Annotated in this window: 24 protein-coding genes; 13 read left to right on the top strand and 11 right to left on the bottom strand. The window is 70.0% G+C overall.

What is annotated here, in order from left to right:
• The first annotated feature begins 94 nt into the window (after positions 1-94).
• The 8 genes from ACYVHG_RS02990 to ACYVHG_RS02955 are packed head-to-tail and all read left to right on the top strand — an operon-like array spanning position 95 to position 6261.
• Positions 95-505, top strand: a complete 411-nt coding sequence (locus tag ACYVHG_RS02990) for a hypothetical protein (RefSeq protein WP_461165955.1) — start codon at positions 95-97, stop codon at positions 503-505.
• Positions 498-962, top strand: a complete 465-nt coding sequence (locus ACYVHG_RS02985; protein ID WP_461165954.1) for an SRPBCC family protein — start codon at positions 498-500, stop codon at positions 960-962. The genes ACYVHG_RS02990 and ACYVHG_RS02985 overlap by 8 nt, the downstream gene beginning before the upstream one ends.
• Positions 962-2191 (top strand): ArsA family ATPase, encoded by a 1230-nt coding sequence (locus tag ACYVHG_RS02980; RefSeq protein ID WP_461165953.1) that lies wholly within the window; start codon positions 962-964, stop codon positions 2189-2191. The genes ACYVHG_RS02985 and ACYVHG_RS02980 overlap by 1 nt, the downstream gene beginning before the upstream one ends.
• The gene (locus tag ACYVHG_RS02975) at positions 2184-2642 is read left to right on the top strand and encodes a hypothetical protein (protein WP_461165952.1); all 459 of its coding nucleotides are present in this window, start codon (positions 2184-2186) and stop codon (positions 2640-2642) included. Before ACYVHG_RS02980 ends, ACYVHG_RS02975 begins: the two co-directional genes overlap by 8 nt.
• Positions 2639-3598, top strand: a complete 960-nt coding sequence (locus ACYVHG_RS02970; protein ID WP_461165951.1) for an ROK family protein — start codon at positions 2639-2641, stop codon at positions 3596-3598. The genes ACYVHG_RS02975 and ACYVHG_RS02970 overlap by 4 nt, the downstream gene beginning before the upstream one ends.
• A gap of 39 nt (positions 3599-3637) precedes the next feature.
• The gene (locus tag ACYVHG_RS02965; protein ID WP_461166900.1) at positions 3638-4348 is read left to right on the top strand and encodes a lysophospholipid acyltransferase family protein; all 711 of its coding nucleotides are present in this window, start codon (positions 3638-3640) and stop codon (positions 4346-4348) included.
• 11 nt (positions 4349-4359) lie between these two features.
• Positions 4360-4833 (top strand): polyadenylate-specific 3'-exoribonuclease AS, encoded by a 474-nt coding sequence (locus ACYVHG_RS02960; RefSeq protein ID WP_461165950.1) that lies wholly within the window; start codon positions 4360-4362, stop codon positions 4831-4833.
• Positions 4834-4863: 30 nt separating this feature from the next.
• On the top strand, positions 4864-6261 hold the full coding sequence (locus ACYVHG_RS02955) for a class II 3-deoxy-7-phosphoheptulonate synthase (RefSeq protein ID WP_461166899.1): 1398 nt from the start codon (positions 4864-4866) through the stop codon (positions 6259-6261).
• Between the two features lie 21 nt (positions 6262-6282).
• On the opposite strand, the gene ACYVHG_RS02950 is transcribed toward ACYVHG_RS02955, so the two are convergent.
• Positions 6283-7143, bottom strand: coding sequence for a PhzF family phenazine biosynthesis protein (locus tag ACYVHG_RS02950; RefSeq protein ID WP_461166898.1), 861 nt, complete (start codon positions 7141-7143; stop codon positions 6283-6285).
• Between the two features lie 53 nt (positions 7144-7196).
• A complete protein-coding gene (gene pknB, locus ACYVHG_RS02945; protein ID WP_461166897.1) occupies positions 7197-9380 on the bottom strand; it encodes a Stk1 family PASTA domain-containing Ser/Thr kinase in 2184 nt (727 codons plus the stop codon).
• A 108-nt stretch (positions 9381-9488) separates the two neighbouring features.
• Between pknB and ACYVHG_RS02940 the strand changes: the two genes are divergently transcribed.
• The gene (locus tag ACYVHG_RS02940; RefSeq protein WP_461165949.1) at positions 9489-9869 is read left to right on the top strand and encodes an Rv2175c family DNA-binding protein; all 381 of its coding nucleotides are present in this window, start codon (positions 9489-9491) and stop codon (positions 9867-9869) included.
• Positions 9870-9923: 54 nt separating this feature from the next.
• Here ACYVHG_RS02940 and ACYVHG_RS02935 read toward each other — a convergent pair whose 3' ends face one another.
• The 6 genes from ACYVHG_RS02935 to ACYVHG_RS02910 form a co-directional block, all read right to left on the bottom strand.
• Complete coding sequence (locus ACYVHG_RS02935; RefSeq protein WP_461165948.1) at positions 9924-11447, bottom strand: alpha-(1->6)-mannopyranosyltransferase A; 1524 nt, start codon at positions 11445-11447, stop codon at positions 9924-9926.
• Between the two features lie 21 nt (positions 11448-11468).
• Complete coding sequence (locus ACYVHG_RS02930) at positions 11469-12251, bottom strand: iron ABC transporter ATP-binding protein (RefSeq protein WP_461165947.1); 783 nt, start codon at positions 12249-12251, stop codon at positions 11469-11471.
• Positions 12248-13276, bottom strand: coding sequence for an iron chelate uptake ABC transporter family permease subunit (locus tag ACYVHG_RS02925; protein WP_461165946.1), 1029 nt, complete (start codon positions 13274-13276; stop codon positions 12248-12250). The genes ACYVHG_RS02930 and ACYVHG_RS02925 overlap by 4 nt, the downstream gene beginning before the upstream one ends.
• Positions 13263-14282: an ABC transporter permease gene (locus tag ACYVHG_RS02920; protein ID WP_461165945.1), complete on the bottom strand. Its 1020-nt coding sequence runs from the start codon at positions 14280-14282 to the stop codon at positions 13263-13265. The genes ACYVHG_RS02925 and ACYVHG_RS02920 overlap by 14 nt, the downstream gene beginning before the upstream one ends.
• Positions 14279-15265, bottom strand: a complete 987-nt coding sequence (locus ACYVHG_RS02915; protein ID WP_461165944.1) for an ABC transporter substrate-binding protein — start codon at positions 15263-15265, stop codon at positions 14279-14281. The genes ACYVHG_RS02920 and ACYVHG_RS02915 overlap by 4 nt, the downstream gene beginning before the upstream one ends.
• A 125-nt stretch (positions 15266-15390) precedes the next feature.
• On the bottom strand, positions 15391-16479 hold the full coding sequence (locus ACYVHG_RS02910) for a polyprenyl synthetase family protein (RefSeq protein WP_461165943.1): 1089 nt from the start codon (positions 16477-16479) through the stop codon (positions 15391-15393).
• Between the two features lie 24 nt (positions 16480-16503).
• On the opposite strand from ACYVHG_RS02910, the gene metF reads away from it, so the two are divergent.
• Complete coding sequence (gene metF, locus ACYVHG_RS02905) at positions 16504-17436, top strand: methylenetetrahydrofolate reductase [NAD(P)H] (protein ID WP_461165942.1); 933 nt, start codon at positions 16504-16506, stop codon at positions 17434-17436.
• Positions 17437-17460: 24 nt separating this feature from the next.
• Here metF and ACYVHG_RS02900 read toward each other — a convergent pair whose 3' ends face one another.
• From ACYVHG_RS02900 to ACYVHG_RS02890, 3 genes are read right to left on the bottom strand one after another with little or no spacing between them, the layout of a single operon-like run.
• Entirely contained in the window at positions 17461-18171 is a 711-nt protein-coding gene (locus tag ACYVHG_RS02900) for an LppM family (lipo)protein (protein WP_461165941.1), read from the bottom strand.
• Complete coding sequence (locus tag ACYVHG_RS02895; protein WP_461165940.1) at positions 18168-19742, bottom strand: phytoene desaturase family protein; 1575 nt, start codon at positions 19740-19742, stop codon at positions 18168-18170. Before ACYVHG_RS02895 ends, ACYVHG_RS02900 begins: the two co-directional genes overlap by 4 nt.
• Positions 19739-20332 (bottom strand): GNAT family N-acetyltransferase, encoded by a 594-nt coding sequence (locus ACYVHG_RS02890; RefSeq protein WP_461165939.1) that lies wholly within the window; start codon positions 20330-20332, stop codon positions 19739-19741. Before ACYVHG_RS02890 ends, ACYVHG_RS02895 begins: the two co-directional genes overlap by 4 nt.
• A 246-nt stretch (positions 20333-20578) precedes the next feature.
• Between ACYVHG_RS02890 and ACYVHG_RS02885 the strand changes: the two genes are divergently transcribed.
• The 3 genes from ACYVHG_RS02885 (at position 20579) to mraZ (ending at position 22343) form a co-directional block, all read left to right on the top strand.
• Entirely contained in the window at positions 20579-20992 is a 414-nt protein-coding gene (locus ACYVHG_RS02885) for an SAV_6107 family HEPN domain-containing protein (RefSeq protein WP_461165938.1), read from the top strand.
• Positions 20993-21097: 105 nt separating this feature from the next.
• Positions 21098-21517: a DUF3040 domain-containing protein gene (locus ACYVHG_RS02880; protein WP_461165937.1), complete on the top strand. Its 420-nt coding sequence runs from the start codon at positions 21098-21100 to the stop codon at positions 21515-21517.
• 394 nt (positions 21518-21911) lie between these two features.
• On the top strand, positions 21912-22343 hold the full coding sequence (gene mraZ / locus ACYVHG_RS02875; RefSeq protein WP_126197196.1) for a division/cell wall cluster transcriptional repressor MraZ: 432 nt from the start codon (positions 21912-21914) through the stop codon (positions 22341-22343).
• Positions 22344-22473: the final 130 nt, after the last annotated feature.

Here is a 22473-nt window from a genome sequence, read left to right as displayed (position 1 = left end):
ATCAGGTTTCCCGTCCTCGTGGATCCGCGACGGCGGTGGCCGCGCGCGCCGGTGAGCGCCCGAACCGACCCGGCGCCGTCCGCCGGGACACCGGATGTGTAAGGCTGGTGGGGTGAGCACCATCCAAGTGGCCGACGTCGCGTTCGTCGCCGCGCACCCGAGTGCCGTGGCCGCTGCGATGGCGGGCGCGCAGCGGTGGCGCGGTTGGTTCCCCGACCTGCGCCTGTCGGTGACCGAGGACCGCGGCGAACTGGGCATCCGGTGGAAGGTCGGCGGGGCCCTCACTGGCACTTCGGAGTTTTGGATCGAGCCCCACCTGGACGGCAGCCTGCTGCACTACTTCCTGCACGCCGAACCGGTGCGGCCGATGACCGGTGAGCAGATCGTCGCCGATGTGCGCGAGCGCCGGGTCCGCGGCCACGACGTGATGTTCGATGTGAAGTTCCTGGCCGAGGACGGCCGGGTACTGGGCGGCCCGGCGGTGCGGGAGGCCGGCCTTGTCTGACACCGACCGCACCCGCGAATCTATCGTCATCGCCGCGCCGCCCGAGCGGATCATGGCGGCGATCTCGGACTTCGACCGCTATCCGGAGTGGGTCGCGGCGGCGCGGGAGGTCACCGTCGAGGAGACCACCGAGAGCGGCCGGCCCAAGCGGGTGCGGTTCGTGCTCGAGGAGGGATTCCTGCGCGACACCTACGAACTGGAGTACACCTGGGAGCCGGGTGGCCGCTCGGTGTCCTGGGACCTGGCTGCCAGCACCCTGCAGAGCACTCAGGCCGGCCGGTACGACCTGACGCCCACCGCCGACGGCGGCGGGACCACCGTCACCTACACGCTGGAGGTGACGCTGCAGATCCCGATCCTGGGGATGCTGCGCCGCAAGGCGGAGAAGGCGATCACCGATACCGCGCTCAAGGAGCTCAAGCGCCACGTCGAGGGCGAGCCGGCGGCCGGCACCTGATGGCCGCGACTGTCGCCGCGACCAAGGTGCTCCTGGTCGCGGGAGCCGGGGGATGCGGGAGGACGACGGTCGCCACTGCGCTCGCGGCCCGCGCCGCCACCGGCGGTCCCACCCTGCTGGTCACCATCGGCCGCGTCGTCGACCCGCTGCTCGCCGCTGGAGCCGCCGGTTTCGACCACGTCCACCTCAACCCCGTCGAACTGCTCGCGCAGTGGTGGGAGGGGCTGTCGAGCACCGTCAAAGCCGGTCGCGGGCTGGGCAACGGTGCCGTCAAGGGCGCCACCGCGGGATTCGATCCGTTCGCGCTCGAACCGCCGGAACTGACCGGACTCGCCGACGCGGAGCACGTGCTCGTGCTCCGCGCGATCCGCGGGCACGCGCAGTCCGGCCGCTACCGCACCGTCGTCATCGACGGTCCGGCCTTCGACGGGCTGGTCTCGCTGTTGGCGGCGCCGGCCGCACTGGCCGCGTACCTGGAACGGGTCTGGCCGCGGCACGTCCGGCTGTCCGGCCCCGGCGCGGGCGCGGTCACCGGGTCCCTCGCCGCGCTCCTGCTGGCCGAGCCGGTCGCCGGACTGGCCGATCAGCTCGCCGGATTCGTCGCCGACCGCTCCGCACTGGAGATCGTCTACCTGCTCACCGGCGACGGCGGCCGGCCCGACCGCGCCCGTGGCGAACTCGCCGCGCTGGAGGTGCTGGGCCTGCGACCGATCGCGCTGGTGCTGAACCGGGTGTTCGCGCTCGACGACCGGTTCGCGCTCGATCTGCCGCACCCCGCGGTCCGGGTGGTCGGAGCGCGGGTGGCCGCGCAGGACGACGCCCGCGAAGCCCTCGCGGAGCTGTCGACGGTGCTGCGCCGTCCGGTGCTCGAAGTGAACGAGGCGGACGAGCCGATCACCGATCTCAGCGCGGCGTGCGCGGTGCACGTCGATGCCGGGGCGCTGCTCGATGCCGAGCCGCTACCCACCCCCGAACCGCAGGTGCGTCCGATCGGCGGTGAGGGCCTCGACGTGCGGTACGAATGGGTGTTGGAACTGCCGCTGGTGGACGCCGCGACGATCGGGCTGGGCCGGGTCGAGGAGGATCTGCTCATCGATGCGCACGGTGTCCGGCGCCGGATGCGGCTACCGTCGGTGTTGCGCCGCTGCGTCGTGGCCGGAGCAACGTACACGGAAGGGGAGTTGCGCGTGACATTCGCCCCCGATCCTCAGGTCTGGCCCCGTGGCTGACCCGGCTGGTGACAGCGCCGAGGAGTTCCTCACCGCTGCCACCAGACTGTTCGAGACCGCGCGTCCGTGGCTGTCCGCAGGGCTCGCGGAGCATTCCGCGCACCCGGACGGTGTCCCGGGTGCGTGCCGGTTGTGCGCCCTCAACGGGGCCGTCGCCCGGCACCTCGAACCCTTCGCCAGCGAGGCCACGAAATCCCTCGGGCAGTTCGCCGACGAACTCCTGGCGGATCTGCTGGCGCTCGCCGAGGAACTGCTCGGCAGCGCCAGGGTGGCCTTCGCCGCGATGGCCGCCGACTACTTCGCCACGGTCGGCGAGCAGGGGCGGACGGATACCGGGCAGCGGTCCCCGGCGCCGCACGTGCCGCGGCAGGAGCAGCCCGACGGCTCGCAGGCCACCGGCTACGAGCGGATCGACATCCGGGTGCAGGACGGGGTGCAGGACGGCCTATGACGCTCACCATCGGGATCGACATCGGCGGAACGTCCGTGCGTGCGGGCGTGATCGACGACCACGGCACCGTCATCGACACCGCACGAGCACAGACCCCGCGCAGCGCTCGCGCACTGGAGCGCTGCCTGGACCGGGTGGTGCAGGAACTGTGCGTCGAGCACGAGGTCCGGGCGGTCGGGCTGGCGGTCGCGGGATTCCTCGACCCGTCCCGCGAGATCGTCTCGTTCGCACCGCACCTGCCCTGGCGTGATGCAGCCGTGCCCGCCGAGATGTCGGCCCGGGTGGGGCTGCCCGTGGTGATGGAGCACGACGCCAATGCAGCGGCCTGGGCCGAATGGGTGCACGGCGCCGCCAAACGCAGCGAGGTGACCTGCGTGGTGGCGCTCGGGACCGGGATCGGTGCGGGCCTGTTGATCGGTGGGCGGCTCTACCGCGGCGCCTTCGGGGTGGCACCGGAACTGGGGCACCTGCAGGTGGTTCCCGACGGCCGGGCGTGCGACTGCGGCAAATCCGGGTGCTGGGAGCGCTACTGCAGCGGTACCGCGCTGGTGGAGACCGCGATCGACCTGATGGGGCCGCAGGGCTCGCGGGGCGTGCTCCTGGCCCGTGAACTGGCCGACGATCCCGGTTCGCTGACCGGGCGCAAGGTGGCCGCCGCCGCGGAGGCGGGCGATCCGGTGGCCCAGGAGGCGGTGGCGGATCTGGCCCGCTGGCTGGGGGTGGGACTGGCGATGGTCAGTGATGTCTTCGACCCGGACCTGATCGTGCTGTCGGGGGGAGTGGGGGCGTCGTCACGGCTGTTCCTCGACGATGCCCGCGATCACTACGCGCGCCTGCTCACCGGGGCGAAGTACCGGCGTAAGGCTCGGATCAGGGCCACGGAGCTCGGTGAGCGCGCCGGAATGCTCGGCGCTGCGGCACTGGCCCGCGAGGCGCTCGCGGCGAAGGTACAGTGAGCTGCAACACGTCGTGTGGTGGATCGGGAGCTGGGCGAGATGTGGTGGATGGTCTTCAAGTGGGTGCTGATCGGCCCGGTGCTGCGGCTGTTGGGCCGCCCCCGTGTGGTCGGTCTGGAGAACCTGCCCAAGGACGGTCCCGCGATCATCGCCAGTAATCACCTGGCGGTGATCGACTCGTTCTTCCTGCCGCTGATGGTGCCGCGGCGGATCAAGTTCCTCGCCAAGAGCGAGTACTTCACCGGGACGGGGCTCAAGGGCGGCTTCAAGAAGTGGTTCTTCTCCTCCGTCGGTTGCATCCCGATCGTGCGGGGGAGCGCGAACGCCGCCCAGGACGCACTCGATGCCGGTGTCGGAGCGCTCAACGAGGGCCAGATCCTCGGCCTCTACCCGGAGGGCACCCGTAGCCCGGACGGGCGGCTCTACAAGGGCAAGACCGGCATGGCCCGGATGGCACTGGAGACCGGGGTGCCGATCATCCCCGTCGCCATGGTCGACACCGAGAAGTTCAACCCGCCCGGGTCCACCCTGCCGCGGCCCACCCGGGTGCAGGTGCGGATCGGTGAGCCGCTGGACTTCTCCCGGTTCGAAGGGATGTCCGGTAACCGGTTCATCGAACGCGCCATCACCGACGAGGTGATGTACGAGCTGATGAAGCTCTCCGGGCAGCCCTACGTGGACGTCTACGCACAGGACGTCAAAGACGGGGTGGTCGTCCCGGTCGATGAACGCCCGGTGGACGCCGCGTAGCGTCGTGCCCCATGCGGTACTTCTATGACCTGGAATTCATTGAGGACGGAAAGGTCATCGAGCTGATCTCGATCGGCATCGTCGGCGAGGACGGGCGCGAGTACTACGCCGTCTCCACCGAATTCGACCCGGACAGTGCCGGACCGTGGGTGCGGGCCAACGTGCTGCCCAAGCTCCCGCCGCCGGCCAGCAAGGTCAACAAGTCCCGCGCCGCGATCCGCGACGAGGTGCTCGAGTTCCTCTCCGCCGCCCCGGGGGAGATCGAACTGTGGGCGTGGGTGGCCGCGTACGACCACGTCGCACTGTGCCAGCTGTGGGGTCCGATGACGGCGCTGCCGCGGGCGATGCCGCGGTTCACCCGCGAACTCAAGCAGCTGTGGGACGAGCGGGGACGGCCCGCGTTGCCGCCGGCACCGTCGGACGCGCACGATGCGCTCGCCGACGCCCGGCACAACCTCGCCAAGTACCGGGCGATCATGCGATGACCGAACCCGCGTAATCTTGCCCACGTGGCTGTGAACTGGACCGTCGACGTACCCATCGATACCCTCCCGAAGCTCCCCGACCTTCCGGGCGATCTGCGTGAGCGGCTCGACGATGCGCTGGCCAAGCCCGCGCTGCAGCAGCCGAGCTGGCCCCGGCCGCAGGCGGACGCCATGCGGACCGTCCTGGAGTCGGTGCCCCCGATCACCGTGCCCCCGGAGATCCAGTCCCTGCAGAGTCAGCTCGCGGAGGTGGCACAGGGCCGCGCCTTCCTGTTGCAGGGCGGTGACTGCGCGGAGACCTTCGTCGACAACACCGAGCCGCACATCGCCGCGAACATCCGCACCCTGCTGCAGATGGCCGTCGCGCTGACCTATGGAGCGTCGATGCCGGTGGTCAAGGTGGCGAGGATCGCCGGCCAGTACGCCAAGCCGCGCTCGTCGGACACCGACGCCCTGGGTCTGACCAGCTACCGCGGGGACATGGTCAACGGATTCCCGCCGGAGGAGGCCGTGCGCAAGCACGACCCGTCGCGCCTGATCCGCGCCTACGCGAACGCCTCCGCGGCGATGAACCTGGTGCGCGCGGTCACCGGATCCGGGATGGCCGACCTGCACAAGGTGCACGAGTGGAACCGCGAGTTCGTCGCGAACTCGCCCGCCGGCGCCCGGTACGAGGCGTTGGCCTCCGAGATCGACGGTGGCCTGCGGTTCATGGCGGCGTGCGGGGTCGAGGACCAGGGCCTCAAGACCGCCACCATCTTCTCCAGCCATGAGGCCCTGGTGCTCGACTACGAGCGCGGGCTGCTGCGGCTGGCGGACGATCCGGACGACCCGCAGGCCCAGCAGGTCCTCTACGACCTGTCCGCGCACTTCCTGTGGATCGGTGAGCGCACCCGGCAGCTCGACGGTGCGCACATCGCGCTGATGGAACTGATCGAGAATCCGATCGGAGTGAAGATCGGCCCGACGACCACGCCCGAGCAGGCCGTCGAGTACGTCCGGCGACTGGACCCGCACAACAGGCCGGGCCGGTTGACGCTGATCTCCCGGATGGGCAATGCGAACGTCCGCTCCGCGCTGCCGCCGATCGTGGAAGCGGTCGAGGCCACCGGCCACAAGGTGATCTGGCAGTGCGATCCGATGCACGGCAACACCCACGAATCGTCCACCGGGTACAAGACCCGTCACTTCGATCGCATCGTCGACGAGGTGCAGGGGTTCTTCGAGGTGCACCGCGCGATCGGCTCGCATCCCGGCGGCGTGCACGTGGAGCTGACCGGCGAGAACGTCACCGAGTGCCTCGGCGGCGCGCAGGACATCTCCGATGCCGATCTCGCCGGTCGCTACGAGACCGCCTGCGATCCGCGCCTGAACACCCAGCAGTCGCTGGAACTGGCCTTCCTGGTCGCGGAGATGCTCCGGGGCTGAGCGGACACCTCTGCGGGTGGATCAGTCGCCGCTGATCTCGGTGGCCGTCCCGGTGACGGTGATCCCGCCGGACGGCGGGATGTCCACCTCCAGACGGCTGGGCCGCCCGACGCGAGTGCCCTGGGCGATGCGGACGTGCCGGCCCTCGGGGACCTTCCCGATCTCCCGCAGGTAGGCCCCGGTGGACGCGGCCGCCGAGCCGGTGGCGGGGTCCTCGGTGATCCGGCCCGCCGGGAACAGGTTGCGCGCCTCGTACTCCTGCTCGGACCGCCGGTGCAGAACGGTCACCGTCCCGGTCCAGACGTCGCCCATCAGCTCTGCGAGCGGCGCGGGCGCGAACGAGAACTGGCGGAACAGCTCGCGATCGGCGAGCACCAGGATCGGGTGCCAGGATCCGGCGAAGACCTCCAGTGGTGGGTAGCCGTCGGCGATGTCGTCGTCCGTGAGCCCGAGCAGCCCGAGCAGGTGCGACCATCGATCGGCGGGGATGCTCCGGGCCCGGGGTTCGACACTGGTGAACGCCACCTGGATCGGTCCGGGGCCGGTGCGGCCGGTGGTGACCAGGACGTCACCGGACGCGGTCTCGAAGACGAGGTCTCCGGTCCCGCCGCGTTCGGCCAGTGCCGAGGCCAGTGCGACGGTGGCGTGACCGCAGAACGGAACCTCCGCCGACGGTGAGAAGTACCGCACCCGCACCCGACGGACCCCGTCGGGCTGCGACCGCTGCCCGATCACGAACGCGGTCTCCGGATACCCCACCTCGCCGGCGACCCGGAGCATCCGCTCCTCGGACAGGTGCGCGGCGTCCAGGACCAGGCCCGCGGGGTTGCCACCCTCCGGGCCGTCGGCGAAAGCCACGTAGCGGAGCACATCGACGTCCATACGCACGTCAACGCCGCCCCGGTCCCGGTGATTCCGGCCGGGGCACGGCCGGACTAGGGCAGGGCGGTCACGGTCACCGTGGAACCGGCCTTGACCCGGGAACCGCCGCTCGGGTCCTGCCAGATCACCTGGGAGCCGTCCGAGGCGAAGAAGCCGTTCACCTTCACCTGCAGGCCCGCGTCCTGCAGGATCGAACGGGCCTGAGCGACGTTCATCCCGGTCACCGAAGGCACCGTCACCCGGGCCGCGAGGGTCACCGTGACCCGGTTGTTCGACGGGGTGACCCGTGCGCCCGCCGCCGGGCTGGTGGAGGTGACCACCGCGCCGGAACCGCTCTCGCCGGTGATCTCGGCCTGTAGGCCGGCCCGCGCGAGCATGTCCTGCGCCTCCGCCGCGGTCCGGCCGGTCACGTCCGGCACCGTCAGCGCGTTCGAGACCAGCAGCGTCACGCTGCCGCCCTTGTTCACCTGTCCCGACGGGTCGGTTCCGAAGACCTTGCCCGCCTCGGTCGAGGCGTCGAACTGCTGCTTGGTCTCCTTGACCGACAGACCCGCCGACCGCAGGATGGCAGTCGCCTCATCGGTACTGCGGCCACGCACGTCGGGGATGGTCACCGGCTCGTTGCCGGCCGAGGCGACCACCGTCACCGTCGATCCGAGGGCCACCCGGGTACCCGGCGTCGGTGACAGGCCGACCACGCCGCCCTGGGCGATGTCGCGGCTGAACTGTGCCGGTCCGCGTTTGGGGACCAGCCCGTTGTCGCGCAGCAGTTGATCGACCCTCTCCGGACTGTCGCCCGCGGTGAACTGCGGCACGATCGGCCGGCCGCGGGAGAACTGCACGGTGACGGTGCCGAACCGGCTGATCCGGCTGCCCGCCGCCGGTTCGATACCGGTGACGGTGTTCTCGGTGATGTCGTTGCTGAACCTGCCGTCCAGTGTCACGTCGAGCCCGGCGTCCTTGATGGTGCGCTCGGCGGCGATGCGGTCCAGCCCGGTGACCGACGGGACGGTCGTGTACTGCCCCGACGCCAGCCACCAGCCGCCGAACCCCAGCAGCAGCGCCACCAGCGCGATCAATGCGACCACGATCCACGACCGGGTCCTCCCGGTGCGGGCCGGTCCGATCCGCTGCGGATGAGCCGCCTCCTCGGGCAGTGGCTGGTGCATGGTCTCCGCGCGGGTGTGCTGCACCGGATTCGGCGGCAGTGCGGCGGTCGGCGGTCCGGGGGTCCCGGCGGGCGGGAACGGGGGAACCGGTGCGCCCGAGCCGAGGGCGGAGGTCGGCTCGGCGGCAGCCGGGATCAGCGGCCGTCCCTGCCGGGCGTCGTACATCGCCGCCGCGGCCCGCTGTTCGGCGCTCGAATCCGGCGCCGGCACGGTGAACGGCGGCAGATCCAGATCGTCGGCGATCTCGGTGAGCGCCTGCGCCATGGCGAAGCCGTCGGCGTACCGGCGCGACGGATCCCGGTCGGTGGCGCGGGCGACGAACTCGTCGAACTCCGGGGGTACCCCGGCGATCTTCGTGCTGGGTGCGGGGACGTCGTTGTGCAGTCGCTGGTAGGCCAGCGAGATCGCGGTATCGCCGGTGAACGGGACCTGCCCGGTGAGCAGCTCGTAGACCAGTACGCCGCTGGAGTAGACGTCCGAACGGGCGTCGGCGTTGCCGGATTCGACCTGCTCCGGAGACAGGTACGCGGCTGTGCCCAGGATCACGGACGAACTGGTCACCGACGCGGCGGCGATCGCGCGCACCAGGCCGAAATCGGCGACCTTGACCTCACCGGCGTCGGAGATGAGCACGTTCTCGGGTTTGACGTCGCGGTGCACCAGACCGGCGCGGTGCGCGGTGCCGAGCGCCGAGAGCACCGGCCCCATCACCGCGGCGACCGCGTGCGGCGGCATCGGGCCGCGCTCGCCGAGCAACTCCCGCAGGGTGCCGCCGGTGACCAGCTCCATCACCAGGAAGGCGAGGTCACCGTCGACGCCCTGGTCGTAGACGGCCACCAGACCGGGATCCTTGAGCTTGGCGACCGCGCGCGCCTCGAACTCGAACCGGGAGACGAACTGCGCATCGGCCGCGTACTTCGGGTCCATCACCTTGATCGCGATCGGCCGGTCCAGTCGCAGGTCAAGCCCCATGTAGACGGTGGACATGCCGCCACGCGCGATGACCGCATCGATGCGGTAGCGGCCCTCGATGCGGGCACCGATCAGGCGGTCGCGGGGGATGTTCACCTTCTTCACGTCCTCTCGATGGCAGTCGGTGTCGACAGTTCAGCCTAGCGACCCGGCGGTGGGAAGGTCCGAATCGAAGGGTCGGGTGCGGCTCGCTAGGCTGTTGCGGTGAGTTCCGTCCCGTTCGTCAGCGACGATCTGCTGCCCGAAGGCACCTCCACGTACAACACCGCCACGGTCGCCAAGGGCCTGGGCGTGTCGCAGTCGAAGGTGCTCCAGTTCCTGCGCGACCGCCAGCTGATCGCGGTGCGCCGCGGTGGCGACCTGCACATCCCGCGCCTGTTCTTCGGAGAGGTCGACGGGCGCTTCTCCATCGCCAAGCACCTGACCGGGTTGTTCAGTGTGCTGCACGACGGTGGTTTCCGCGACGACGAGATCATGCGCTGGATGTTCGAGCCGCTCGACGACCTCGGCGCGGCCCCGGCGGAGCTGCTGCACACCGATTCGGCCCGCGAGGTCGTCCGGCGCGCCCAGTCGATGGCCTTCTGACGACCCGTCTGTGGGCCCTGTGAGCCCCCGGCCGGTCTCCCGGGGCGGCGCCGGTCAGCGTGTCGCGGGTTCGAGGCCGAGCCGCGGCCGCATGCCCAGCGGATCCGGCCGCAGCAGTGACCACCCGGCCAGAGCGCCCAGCGCCACCGCGAGCGCTACGTTCCACAGTGAGTACAGGCCGATCGAACCGGTGGGCATGAACACCACCATCAGCCACACCGACAGCCCGGCGATGATCGCCAGAGTGCGCCGCGACCAGGTGAACGCGCCGGCCACCGCCAGCGGCCAGGTGTAGTACCAGGGCAGCGAGGCGGGGGAGAGCACGCATACCGCGAGCAGCCCCAGCAGGATGCCCAACACATTGCGGCGCTCGTCCTGTCGCAGTCGCCACCACAGCACTACCAGCGTGACCGCCAGGGCGATCACCCCGAGGGCGCGGGTCACGATCAGCACCGGTGCCAGGTGCAGATCGGTGAACGGGGCGGCCAAGAACGCCGTGACCTGCGCCAGGGCGGTCGGCAGGGTGATGTAGTTGATGATCTTGATCGATCCGGCCAGCGCCGTGGTCCAGCCCAGGCCGACACCCGCGATCAGGGAGAACACGGCGAACAGTGCGCCGAACGTGGCCAGCGCCGCGGCCAGCACGATCGCGTACGCCCGCGGCGCCGACTCCCCGGGCGCGGCGGCGCGCCGATGGTGGTACCAGATCCACACCACGAAGGGCAGGGCGATCGCCGCGGTGCCCTTGATCGCCACCCCGGTCACGATCACCGCGACCCCGAGCAGATGCCGCCGGTCGAGCACCAGCGCGATACCGGTCACCATCAGGCCCACCATCAGGGCCTCGTTGTGCACACCACCGACCAGGTGCACGATCACCAGCGGATTGAGCACCGCGAACCACAGGGAGACCGCGGGGCGCGCGCCGAAGTGCCGCGCCAGCCTCGCCACGCCCCACACCGAGGCGGCGATCCCGGGCAACATCACCAGCCGCAGCGCGATGGTGCCCAGCAGCACGTTGTCACCGCACAACTGCGTGACCCACTTCGCCAGCAGCACGAACAGTGGACCGTAGGGCGCGGTGGTGGTGGTCCAGATGCCGCTGACGTCGTCGAGCAGGCCGTTCGGGTTCATCACCGGGCCGTCGACGTACGGGTCGAGGCCGTCCCGCAGCAGCGCGCCCTGGGCGAGGTACGAGTACGCGTCCCGGGAGTACAGCGGAACCGCCACCAGCAGTGGTGCGATCCACAGGGCGACGGTGCCCGCCACCTGCCGGGCGGGCAGCGTGCCGGCCAGCGCATCCCGGCCGAGCCGGATCCAGGCGATCATCAGCAGCGCGATTCCGGTCCAGAACAGCACGGAACTGATCACCAGCCCGTGCCCGAATCGCAACCACGACAGGTGGGTGAATTCGAGAGTGGTGTCGTGCACCCGGACCGCGCCGGCGCCGAAGCTGCCCGTGGTGGTCAGCGCAGCGCCGAGCAGCCCCAGAAGTGCCGCTCGGGCCTGCGGTGAGCGAGGTGCCGACCGCAGGAAATCGGTGTAGCCGCGCAGGGCGGGCAGAGGTGATCCGGACATCCCCGCCAGTCTATGCGCCGGTCAGGTGCGGTCGAGTCCGGCGTACACCGCCACCGGTCCGGCGTCGAGCTGGTGCACCACCACCGGGGTCTGGAAGATGTCGGTGAGCAACTGCGCGGACATGATCTCCGAGGGCGTGCCGGACGCCACGATCGCACCGTTCTTCAGGGCGACGATCCGGTCGGCGTAGGCCGCGGCGAAGTTCAGGTCGTGCACCACCAGGATGATCGTGGTGCCCAGCTCGTCGGCCGCGCGACGCAACCGTCCCATCATCGAGACCTGGTGCCGCATGTCCAGATTGTTCAGCGGCTCGTCCAGCAGAATCACCTCGGTGTCCTGGGCGAGGGTCATCGCCACGTACGCGCGCTGGCGCTGTCCGCCGGAGAGCTCGTCGAGATACCGCTCGGACAGCTCCGTCAGGCCCAGGAACTCCAGCGCCCGGTCCACGTGCGCCACGTCCTGATCGGTCATCCGCCCGCGGCTGTGCGGGAACCGGCCGAAGGCGACCAGATCACGGACCGTCAGGCGGGCGTTGACGCCGTTCTCCTGCCGCAGCACCGCCAGCTTGCGCGCCAGCTCCGTCGGCTTCATCGTCCGTACATCGCGGCCGTCGAGCAGCGCGGCGCCCGAGTCGGGTGCGAGCAGCCGGCCCAGGATGGTCAGCAGCGTGGATTTGCCCGCGCCGTTCGGCCCGACCAGAGCGGTGACGCCGCCGCGGGTGAACTCACCCGACACCGGGCCGAGAACGACGGTCTGCGCGTACGACTTGGTCAGCTCGACGAACTCGATCGCGGTGGTGGTCACAGGGCTCCCCTTCGTCGGAACAGCATGGCCAGGAACAGGACTCCACCCGCGAATTCGATGATCACGGTGAGCATCCCGTTGGCGTAGAAGACGTTGTGCATCACGAACTGCCCGGCGCTGAGCATGATCACGCCGATCAGGAAGGCCATCGGCACGGTGGCGCGGTGCCGCCAGTCGCCGGCCAGCTGATAGGCCAGGGTGGCGATGATGAAGCCGAAGAACATCATCGGCCCGACCAGGGCGGTGCTGATCGAGACCAGCACCGCGATCATCACCAGCGCCCCGGTGAGCTCACGCCGGTGCCGAAGGCCCAGGGCGATCGCCGGATCGCGTCCCAGGAGCAGCACGTCCAGAACCCGCCGGCGCCGCCACACGATCGTCCCGATCACCAGGCAGGTGAGTGCGGCGATCGGCAGCAGATCGGCGTTCACAGCGCTGAGCCGGCCGAACAGTTTGAGCGAGAGCGCATCGAACTCGGTGGGGGAGAGCAACCTCTGCAGGAACTCCGCCAGTGCCCGGAAGGCCAGTCCCAGAACGACACCGGCGAGCAGCAGCAGGAACAGGCTGGCGAACCGTCCGGAGAACAGCCAGCCGTAGAGCGCGGCGGCGAAGAGCACCATTGCGGTGGTCTGGACCAGGAACTGTGGGATCGAATCGGCGTTCTCCACGAACCGCCCACCCACCAGGAACACGCCCACCGTCTGGATCAGCACGTACAGCGCGTCCAGTCCGATGATCGACGGTGTCAGGATCCGGTTGTCGGTGACGGTGTGGAAGAGCACCGTCGCCACCGCGCCGCAGAACGCCGCGATCAGGATGGCCGCCGCGGTGCGCGCTCGGCGTTCGAACGACAGGCCGAACCGGAAGTCCCAGCGCAGCACCTCGTCGGAGCCGGTGCGGATCAGCAGGTACAGCGCGAGCGACGCGGCGGCCAGGGCCGCCGCGATGGCGAGCCGGGCCCGCCATCCCACTCGGCCGGTCGAGACACGCACCGACGGTGCGGATACCGGTTCAGAGAGCGACACGACTACCCCTCGAGAGCACCAGCGCCACGAAAGCGGACGCGCCGACCACGCCCATGATCACCGATACCGGAATCTCCATCGGCCGCACCATGATCCGTCCGACCAGATCGCAGCCCACGATCAGGGAGGTGGCCAGTACCGCCACCCACGGCAGTGCTCCGCGGACGTCGTCGCCGCGCAGGGCGCTGATGATGTTCGGCACCACCAGCCCCAGGAACGGGATGAATCCCACCACCACCGCGGTCACCCCGGACGCCACCGCGACCATGCCCACTCCGAGGCTCACGGTGAGCCCGTACCGCAGGCCGAGGCTGGTGGCCACATCGCGTCCGAGACCGGCGACGGTGAAGTAGTTCGCCAGCAGGTAGGTGGCCACCGCGATGACCGCGACCGCCCACAGCGGCTCGTAGAAGCCTCGTACGATGTGCGCGAATCCTCCTGAGCGCCAACTGACCACCGCCTGCAGCAGATTCGCGCCGACCGCCAGGTAGGTGGTGACCGCGCCCACCACTGCGGCGAGCATCAGCCCGACCAGCGGGACGACCGCCGACCGTCGGGCCCGGATCCGAGCGATGAAGGCCAGGAAGACCAGAGTGCCGGCGAGCGCGGTGGCGGTGGCCACCGTCATCTTCACCAGGGGGCCGGCGCCGGGTAGGTACAGCAGGCACAGCAGTACGCCCAGTCCCGCCCACTCGGCGGTACCCGCGGTGGTGGGTTCGACGAACCGGTTCTGGGTCAGTCGCTGCATGATCACCCCGGAGAAACTCATCGCCAGTCCGGCGAAGACCAGCGCCGCCGTCCGGGGGACCCGTGAGATGAAGAACATCCGCCACATCTGCTCATCGCCGGCGAACAGGCCGGCGACCGTGATGTGGTACTCGCCGGTCATCAGGGAGCCGAGCAGCAGTGCCGCACAGGCCAGGGCGAGCAGCGGCAGTGCGATGCGCCGAAGGCGGGTTCCGGTGGTACCCGCCTTCGGCGCTGCCGCGACGAGGGTCGCCGTCACTTCTTGGCGGTGAACGCCTGCGCGAGCTTGGCGTAGTTCTCGCCGAAGTCCTGGATGCCCTCCCGAAGGTAGTAGTCGTTGTCCAAGTAGTAGATGCGGTCGCGCTGCGCGAACTCGACGCCGGCGAAGGCCTGCTGGGCGCGGAAGGTCTCGGCGGCGGTCATCGGCTTGCCGCCGTCCCGCGGCGGGACCGCGGCGTCGCGGTCCATCACGATCACCCACTGCGGGTTCGCCTGGGCGATCGCCTCCGGTGTCAGTCCCGAGTTCTGGTGGTGGTCACCGGCCTTACCGGCGAAGACGTCCTTGAGGTTGAGCGGGGCGACGAACGGTTGCATCCGCTTGGCCCCGTTGTCGATCTTGCCGCCGTTGACGATCGCGAGGAAGACGCTCTGTCCGGTGGCGTGCTCCTTGGCGGCGTTGAGGCTGGAGTCGAAGTCGTCGACGATCTTCTTCGCCTGCTCGTCCTTGCCGAAGATCCGGCCCAGAGTGGTGGTGGACTCGCGCATCGTCTCCACCCGGCCCTGGGGGGCGGCGTCGCCGGCCGAGATGTCGATGTAGGCGGCGCCGGTCTTCTCGGCGATCTTCTTGAGGTCGCCCTCGGACTTGGCGAACCGGTAGCCGCCGATGATCAGGTCCGGCTTGAGGTCCTCGATCACGTCGAGCTTGGGCTCGGTGTGCGATCCGGCGTCCTTGATCTCGGGATCGCCGATCCAATCGCCGAGCGCGCTCTTGGCGAAGATCGGCTTGGGGATGGCCACCGGGGTCACGCCGAGCGCCTTGACCGTCTCCGCGTTGGTGTTGTCGAGCACCACCACGCGCTTCGGGTTCTTCGGCACCTGCACCTGACCGGTGTTGGTGGTGACGGTGATCTTCTCACCGGCGGCCTGCTCGGCCGAATCGGTGGTCGAGCATCCGGCGAAGACGAGGCTCGCGGCGAGCAGTGCGGCCGTGAGCGGGACGGTGCGGCGGGAACGGGCGGACATCGAAGTTGGTCTCCTTCTCTCGGGTCTGCCGTGGCAAACAACGGCAAAAGCACCGTAAGGCCCACGTAAAGGCCGTCAGGTAAAGGGAACCTTACTCATATGTGGATAGCGTTGCCTAATGGGGGTCAGGCGGAGCGGTTCACCAGCGCTTCCGCCAGCCGGGCCAGCACCGGACGGGCGTCGTCGGTGATCGGGGCGCGCTCGATCGCGGAGGTGGCCCGCAGCGTCAGGTCCTCCACCCGCGCCTGCATCGCCGACGGTGCCCCGGTGGCCCGCAGTGCCGCCCGCGCTCGCTCGACGCCGGCGTCGTCGAGATCGGTGCCGACCAGCCCGCGCAGCTCGTGCGCGGCCTCACCGCCCGATGCCAGGGCGTGCGCCAGCATCGGTGTGTGCTTTCCCGAGCGCAGATCGTCGCCGGAGGGCTTACCGGTGATCCGTGGGTCGCCGAACGCACCGAGCAGGTCGTCGCGCAGCTGGAAGGCGATGCCCAGGTCCACCCCGATCGCACGCAGGGCCGCCACGGTCTCGGTGGACGCCCCGGCCAGAGCAGCACCCACGTGCAAGGGGCGCTCCACGGTGTAACCGGCGGTCTTGAACCGCACCACCTGCTCGGCTGCGGCCGCGGACTCGTCCCGGGAGGCCTCGCCGACGATGTCGAGCAATTGGCCGCCGAGCACCTCGGTGCGCATCGCCGCCCAGGCGCGTGCCGCCCGCAGGTACCGCTCCGGCTCCAGGCCGGCGCCGAGGAACATGTCATCGGCCCAGGCCAGTGCCAGGTCGCCGAGCAGGATCGCGGTCGCCTCGCCGAACCGATCGGGTGATCCCGACCAGCTGCGTTCGGCGTGCATCCGGGCGAACTCACGGTGTGTGGTCGGCCGGCCCCGGCGGGTCAGCGAGGCGTCGATGATGTCGTCGTGGATCAGTGCGCAGGCCTGGACGAACTCGAGTGAGGAACACGCGCGCAGTGCGGCCCGGGCGGTGTCGCCGTCGCAGGCGCCGCCGCCGGCCAGCCACCCCGTCCAGGCGAACGCCGGGCGGATTCGCTTACCGCCGCGCAAAACGAAGCGCTCCAGTGCGGCGGTCGCCTCCGAGAACACCGCGCCCACCGGTTCGACCAGCTCACGACGCTCTTCGAGGAAGGACTCGAGCTCGGGGGCCACCGCGGACGCGATATCGGCCAGGGTGGTCTGAGGCGGGGCGACCGGCAGCGTCATACCTGGAAATCTATTCTGGGAACCGTGACCGACCAAAGCCGGACCGTACTCGACCGTCTCGACGCCGTACGCGCGAGCGGCCGAATGCCGTTCTCGGTCGAGTTCATGCCCCCGCGCGACGAGGCCGGCGAGGCCCGGCTGTGGCGTGCCGTGCGGACCTTCGAGCGGATGGACCCGGCGTTCGTCTCGATGACCTACGGTGCCGGGGGCTCGACCCGTGACCGCACCGTCCGGGTCACCGGCGAGATCGCCGAGACCACCACACTGCTGCCGGTCGCGCATCTGACCGCCGTCGACCACAGCATCACCGAGTTGCGCGCGCTGATGGGCGCGTACGCCGACGGTGACGTGCGCAACGTGCTGGTCCTGCGCGGAGACCCGCCCGGCGATCCGATGGGCAAGTGGGTGCGTCACCCGCAGGGGCTCAAGTACGCCAGCGAGGTGGTGGAACTGGTGCGGGAGCTGGGCGACTTCCACGTGGGCGTGGCTGCCTTCCCGGAGGGCCACCACCGCTCGCCGGATCTGGACACCGACGTGCGGTACTTCGCCAACAAGTTGCGGGCCGGCGCCGATTACTCGATCACCCAGATGTTCTTCGACGTCGACGACTACCTGCGACTGCGCGATGCGGTCGTGGCCTTCGACGCGGAGCAGGGTGCCAAGCCGCTGATCCCGGGCATCATGCCGATCACCTCGCTCAAGTCGGTCTCGCGGATGGCCGAGTTGTCGAACGCCACGATCCCGGACGCGATGCGCGCCGAACTGGCCGCAGCGGCCGGTGACGGTGCCGAGGAGGATCGCGCCGCGGTGCGCGCCGTCGGCATCGAGATCGCCACCCGGATGAGTGAGCGGCTGATCGCCGAGGGCGCACCGGCGTTGCACTTCTGCACGCTCAACTTCGCCAGGGCCACCTCCGAGGTCCTGGAGAACCTGTCGATGCTGCCGGCTTCGGTCTGATCCGTACCGCCCGGTGCTCCGGCGTCAGCGGCCCAGTTTCTGCCGCAACCACTGCGGCAGTTCCACCAGTGACTCCGGTTCGGCGTTCTCCTGGCCGGGCTTGGGGCTGCGATCGCGGCGCAGGTAGGCGAGGGCGCCCACGATCCCGGCGGTGAGGAACGAGACCAGCACCGTGATCCACGCCCAGCGGGTGAACGAGGCGATCGACGGGTCCGCGTAGTCCGCCTCGGCGGTCAGCGCCGCGGAGGTCCCGGAGTTCAACGTCCAGGTGACCAGGTCGTTGCTCTCCTGCTGGCCGTTGGTGGCCGTCACCGGACCGGGGAACTGCAGCGAGACCACGATCACCGCGGCGTTCGGTGCCAGCGAGGACAGGTCGGCGGTGCCGGAGAGGATCACGGTGCCGCCGGTGCGCTGCACGCGCATCTTGATCGACGCGGCCGAGGTGTCGAAGGCTTGCGAGACCACCTCGCCGAGCTGGTTGAACTGGCCGAAGGTGATGGTCTGGAAGACCATCTGGGTGCCGACCTTGCCGTTCGAATCGTAGGCCCGGACCTCGGCGAGACCGCTCAGCTCACCGGGTGCGGCGATCTGCGGGCCCTTGGGATCGGAAGCGGGGGTCTGAGCGGCCACGATCTTGCCGGACATCCGGTCGCCGGGGCCCGGGCTCGCGCACGCCGCAGGGGCCAGCGCCAGCACCAGCACGGTCAGTACCGCGAGCATCCTTCGGAGAGTCACGTGCGCCATCGTGCCAGGTGTCTCAGGTCACGGGCGAGCAGCCGCGCCGCGATCCGGCCGCTGGATCCGTTGACGCCCCCACCGGGGTGCATCGACGCACCGGCGAGCGCCAGCCCGCCGGCGCCCGGGATCCGCGCCCCGGCGAGCTCGGGGAGGGGCCGGAACAGCAGCATGTTTTGCAGCGCCATCTCCACGTGCATGACGTTCCCGCCGAGCAGGCCCAGTTCGCTCTCCAGGTTCGCCGGGGTCTGCACGTACCGGTGTTCGACGGTGTCCGCGTAGCCCGGTGCCCATTGCTGCAACTCCGCCAGGATCCGGTCGGCCTCGGCCTCGGCCGCCCCGGTCCAGCAGCGCCCGGCGAGCCGGTACGGGTACCACTGCGCCCACAGTGTGGTGGTGTGCCGGCCGGGTGGCGCGATGGTGGGGTCCAGTCCGGAGAAGGTCATCGCCAGGACCACCGGACGCCGGGGCGCGTCACCGGCCAGCATGTCACCCCGGGCACGGGCGAGGTGCCCGCGATCGGCGGTGAGCAGTCCCAGCCCGGCCTGGTCGGCGAGCGGGACGCCGTCGAAGTCGGGTGGTGCGGTGCCACCGAGCCGTAGCACCATGCCCACGCCCGGCCCGACCTGGATCCGCCGGCGCCACTCCGGCAGGCGGGTGTGGCGGTAGCCGCCGCGTTCGAGCAGGTCGAGAGTGGTGAGCACGTGACAGCCGGCGAGCACGGTCCGCGCCGCCACGGTCCGGGTGCCGCCGTCGCCGGCGCCGACGGTGACCTCCCAGGACCGGCCGCGCCGGCGCAGCGCGGTGACCGGGGCGCCGGTCTCGACGGTGCCGCCGTCGGCGGTGATCCTGCTGATCAGAGCTGTGGTGAGGGCGCCGCTGCCGCCGACCGCCCGGCCCGGGCCGAGGGTGTGCATGAGTGCCGCGAAACCGACCATCGGTGCGGTTCCCGGTTCGCTCATCGCCGGCCCGGACTGCGCGCCGAACCAGGCCAGCGCCGCTTTCAGGCGTTCGTCGTCGAAGTACTCGTCGAGCAGGGTGTCGCCGGAGGCGAGGTAGGTGCGTGAGAGTCCGGCGATGCCGGCGCGGCCTTTGGCCGGCCAGAACGCCCGGCCCAGCCGGGCAGCGCCGGGGGAGGAGCCGAAGGCGTTCATGGTGGCCTTCGCGCGCGGCGTCCAGTCCGCGACGAATCTGCGGTACGCCGCAGCGTCGGTCCGGCCGCAGGCCGCAGCGATCGAATCGGCGGTGGCGTCGAGATCGTGACGGAAGACGATCGGCGGGGCCGTCGAACCCGGCGGGGTGGGCGCGAACGCCCACGGATCGCAGTCGAGGTAGCGCAGTCCGTGCGCGGCCAGATCGAGTTCTTCGGCGATACCGGTGTGCCGGAACATCAGGTGCGCCGACGATCCGCGGTCGACCCGGTACCCGGGGAACCGCTCGACGGTGCTGACCGCCCCGCCCGGAACCCGGTCCGACTCGAAGACCGCGACCGAGCGGCCCTGCGCGGCCAGGTAGGCGGCGCCGACCAGGGCGTTGTGGCCCGAGCCGACCACGGCCACGTCGAGCGTCATAGCGGTAGTTCCCGGCCGAGGACGGCGAACGGGCGTGGATCACCCGAGAACCGGAAACCGCGCAGTACGTCGTAGAAACCGGTACGGCGATACAACTTCCAGGCACGGTTGTCCTCGTCCGGGACCTCCGGGGTGGATAGCAGTACGCGAGGTTCGGGCCGCTCGTGCAGCAGTGCCTCCAGCATCGCCCTGCCGGTGCCGTGGCCCTGCGCGGACGGGTGCACGTGCAGTTCGCTGAGCTCGAAGTAGGAGCCGGCGATCTCCTCGATCCGGTACTGGTCGAGGCCGCGGCGGCCGAGGCCGATCCGCACCTGCCGGTTCCACCACTGATCCGCGGCGCCGCGGTAACCGTAGGCGATACCGACGAGGTGGTCGTGCAGTCGACCGTCCGGGTCGGGGAGGGCCTGCACCGCGCCGAAGGCGGTGTAACCGTCGCGGGCCAGATGCTCGCGCCACATCGGCATCCGGTGCGATTCGGTGCCCGCGGGGTACTGCATGGCCGCGACGTAGATCTGCAGGGCCGCGGGCAGCCACAGCGTCGCGTCCTGCGGGGAGAGGGGGTGGATCCGCGGCGCGGCTACTGCAGGCATGCGATTGCTCCCCTTGACGTGTCGGTGGCTCACGCTATATTAGAAGTGATCGAATGATTGTTCGATCACCGGCCGTGTGATTGGCGCGCATGTTCTGACCCGGGTTCTGGTGTCGGATCGTCGTCCGCCGGTCCGGGGCCGCCGGCGGGACTGGTGCGAAGCGAGGGAAGCGTTACGTGTCAGTCCCGTCGGATACACAACGGGTGGCAGGTGTGAAAGCCGGGAACGCAGGAGGAAGGGGCACCGATGATCGAATCGAGAACACGGGTCGGTCGCGTCGCGTCGGGCCGGCGGGTGGGGGAGTCGGGCGCCGCCCGGATCCTCGATCGTGCGGACCAGTTCCTCGCTCGCGCGGGCGGCTCGCCGGCCCCGGCTGATCAGTACCGCGAGATCTACCACGCCGCGCTGCGCGGAGCGGCGGCGCTGCTCGCCGAGCGGGAGACGGGTGTGCGGCGTCCCACGCGCAACGCCTGGCTGCGTCTGGCGAAGGCGGCACCCGGGTACGCCGAGTGGGTCGACTACTTCACGGTCGTCTCCGGCGTGGTCGCCGCTCTGGAGACCACGGCGCGTTCGGTGAGTGCGGTCGAGGTCTCGGAACTGCACTCACGAGTACAGATCTTCCTCAATGCGATCGAGTCGGACCTGTCCCGAGCGGCGTGAATTCCGATCGTGGTCGTCGATTGTTCGGCGGATGGTGGTCGTCAGGTCGGAAGGCTCGTATCATGAAGGCAGGAGTTGGACCCCACGAGTGCTGAAGGAGGGGACGTGCCACTCTCCGAGCACGAACAGCGCATGCTCGACCAGATCGAGAGCGCGCTCTACGCCGAGGATCCGAAGTTCGCGTCGAACGTACGCGGAGGCCGGTTCGGTGGCGCGACGGGTAAGCGTCGCGTGATCGCCGCGATAGGTTTCGCGGTGGGCTTGATGCTGCTGATAGTCGGAATGCTGTTGGGCAGGGTCGAGTACACGGTGATCGTGGGGATCGCCGGATTCCTCCTCATGTTCGGCTCGGTGATCTACGCCCTGTGGTCCGGGCCGGCGGCGAAGGGGCCGCGCGGCGCCGTCGCCGACGACGGTTCGGTACGCGAACCCGCCCGCAAGGGGCGCGGTGTGAAGACCGCGAAGGCCCCGGGGCAGTCGTTCGTCGTCCGCATGGAGGAGCGCTTCCGCCGCCGGTTCCCCTGATTCGCTGACCATCGCCAAAAGCCGCCGACCACCTGGTCGGCGGCTTTTTCGTGCCCGCACGAGTTGCGCCCCACGATCACCCACCGGATCTCCCCACTTCCCCCCACGGTTGGCTCGCGCTGGATCACTTTCGTCGCAAACATCACTTCACTCCCGTCTGACAGGTCGCGCCGGGCAGGTGTGACCAACTCGCCACGCCCGCCGGGAGTGTCGCCCCCCACTTCGTGCCACCGCGATAACCTGCGGAAACTCGGAGAAGTCTCCGCGAATCGCCGATCGCAGTGGTTGAAAGTGGAGAACAGTGGGGTAATGTGGGGCGCACTGGAGAAAGACGCGCTAGTCTGAAGTCTCGATCCAGTGACAACCCCATCGAGGGAGGCGGGAGGTTGCCGTGATGTTCACGGGTACCTACACGCCGAAGCTCGATGACAAGGGACGGCTCACCCTCCCCGCCAAGTACCGCGAGGAACTGGCGGGAGGGCTGACGATCACGAAAGGACAGGATCGAAGCCTCACGGTGTACCCCAAGGCGGAGTTCGAGCGCATCGCCGAGAAGGCCGATGCCATCGAATGGACGGACCCCGCCGGCCGCGCCTTCTACCGCAACTTCTTCGCCAGCTCCGATGACCAGCGCCCGGACTCGCAGGGACGGATCTCGCTCTCCGCGGATCATCGCCGCTACGCCGGACTGACCAAGGAATGCGTGGTCGTCGGATCTCGGAGGTTCCTGGAGATCTGGGACGCGGAGGCATGGGACGCCTACCAGGCACAGCACGAAGACGACTACGCGCAGCCGCAGTCCGAATCGCTCAAGGCGATCTTCTAACCGCCGCCGGACCACTCGCGGCGCGGACGAGGTGGACCGAGGCCTGCGCCCGAATCGGCCCTGACGTACTTCCCCAACGCCAGGTACGAGTCGGGCGGGGACCCCGTTCCATCCGCCCAGCACGACCACC

It is taken from the genome of Tsukamurella serpentis (assembly GCF_054780975.1).
The sequence above is the reverse complement of the archived record's forward strand: the minus strand, read 5'-3'. Positions and strand labels throughout refer to the sequence as shown.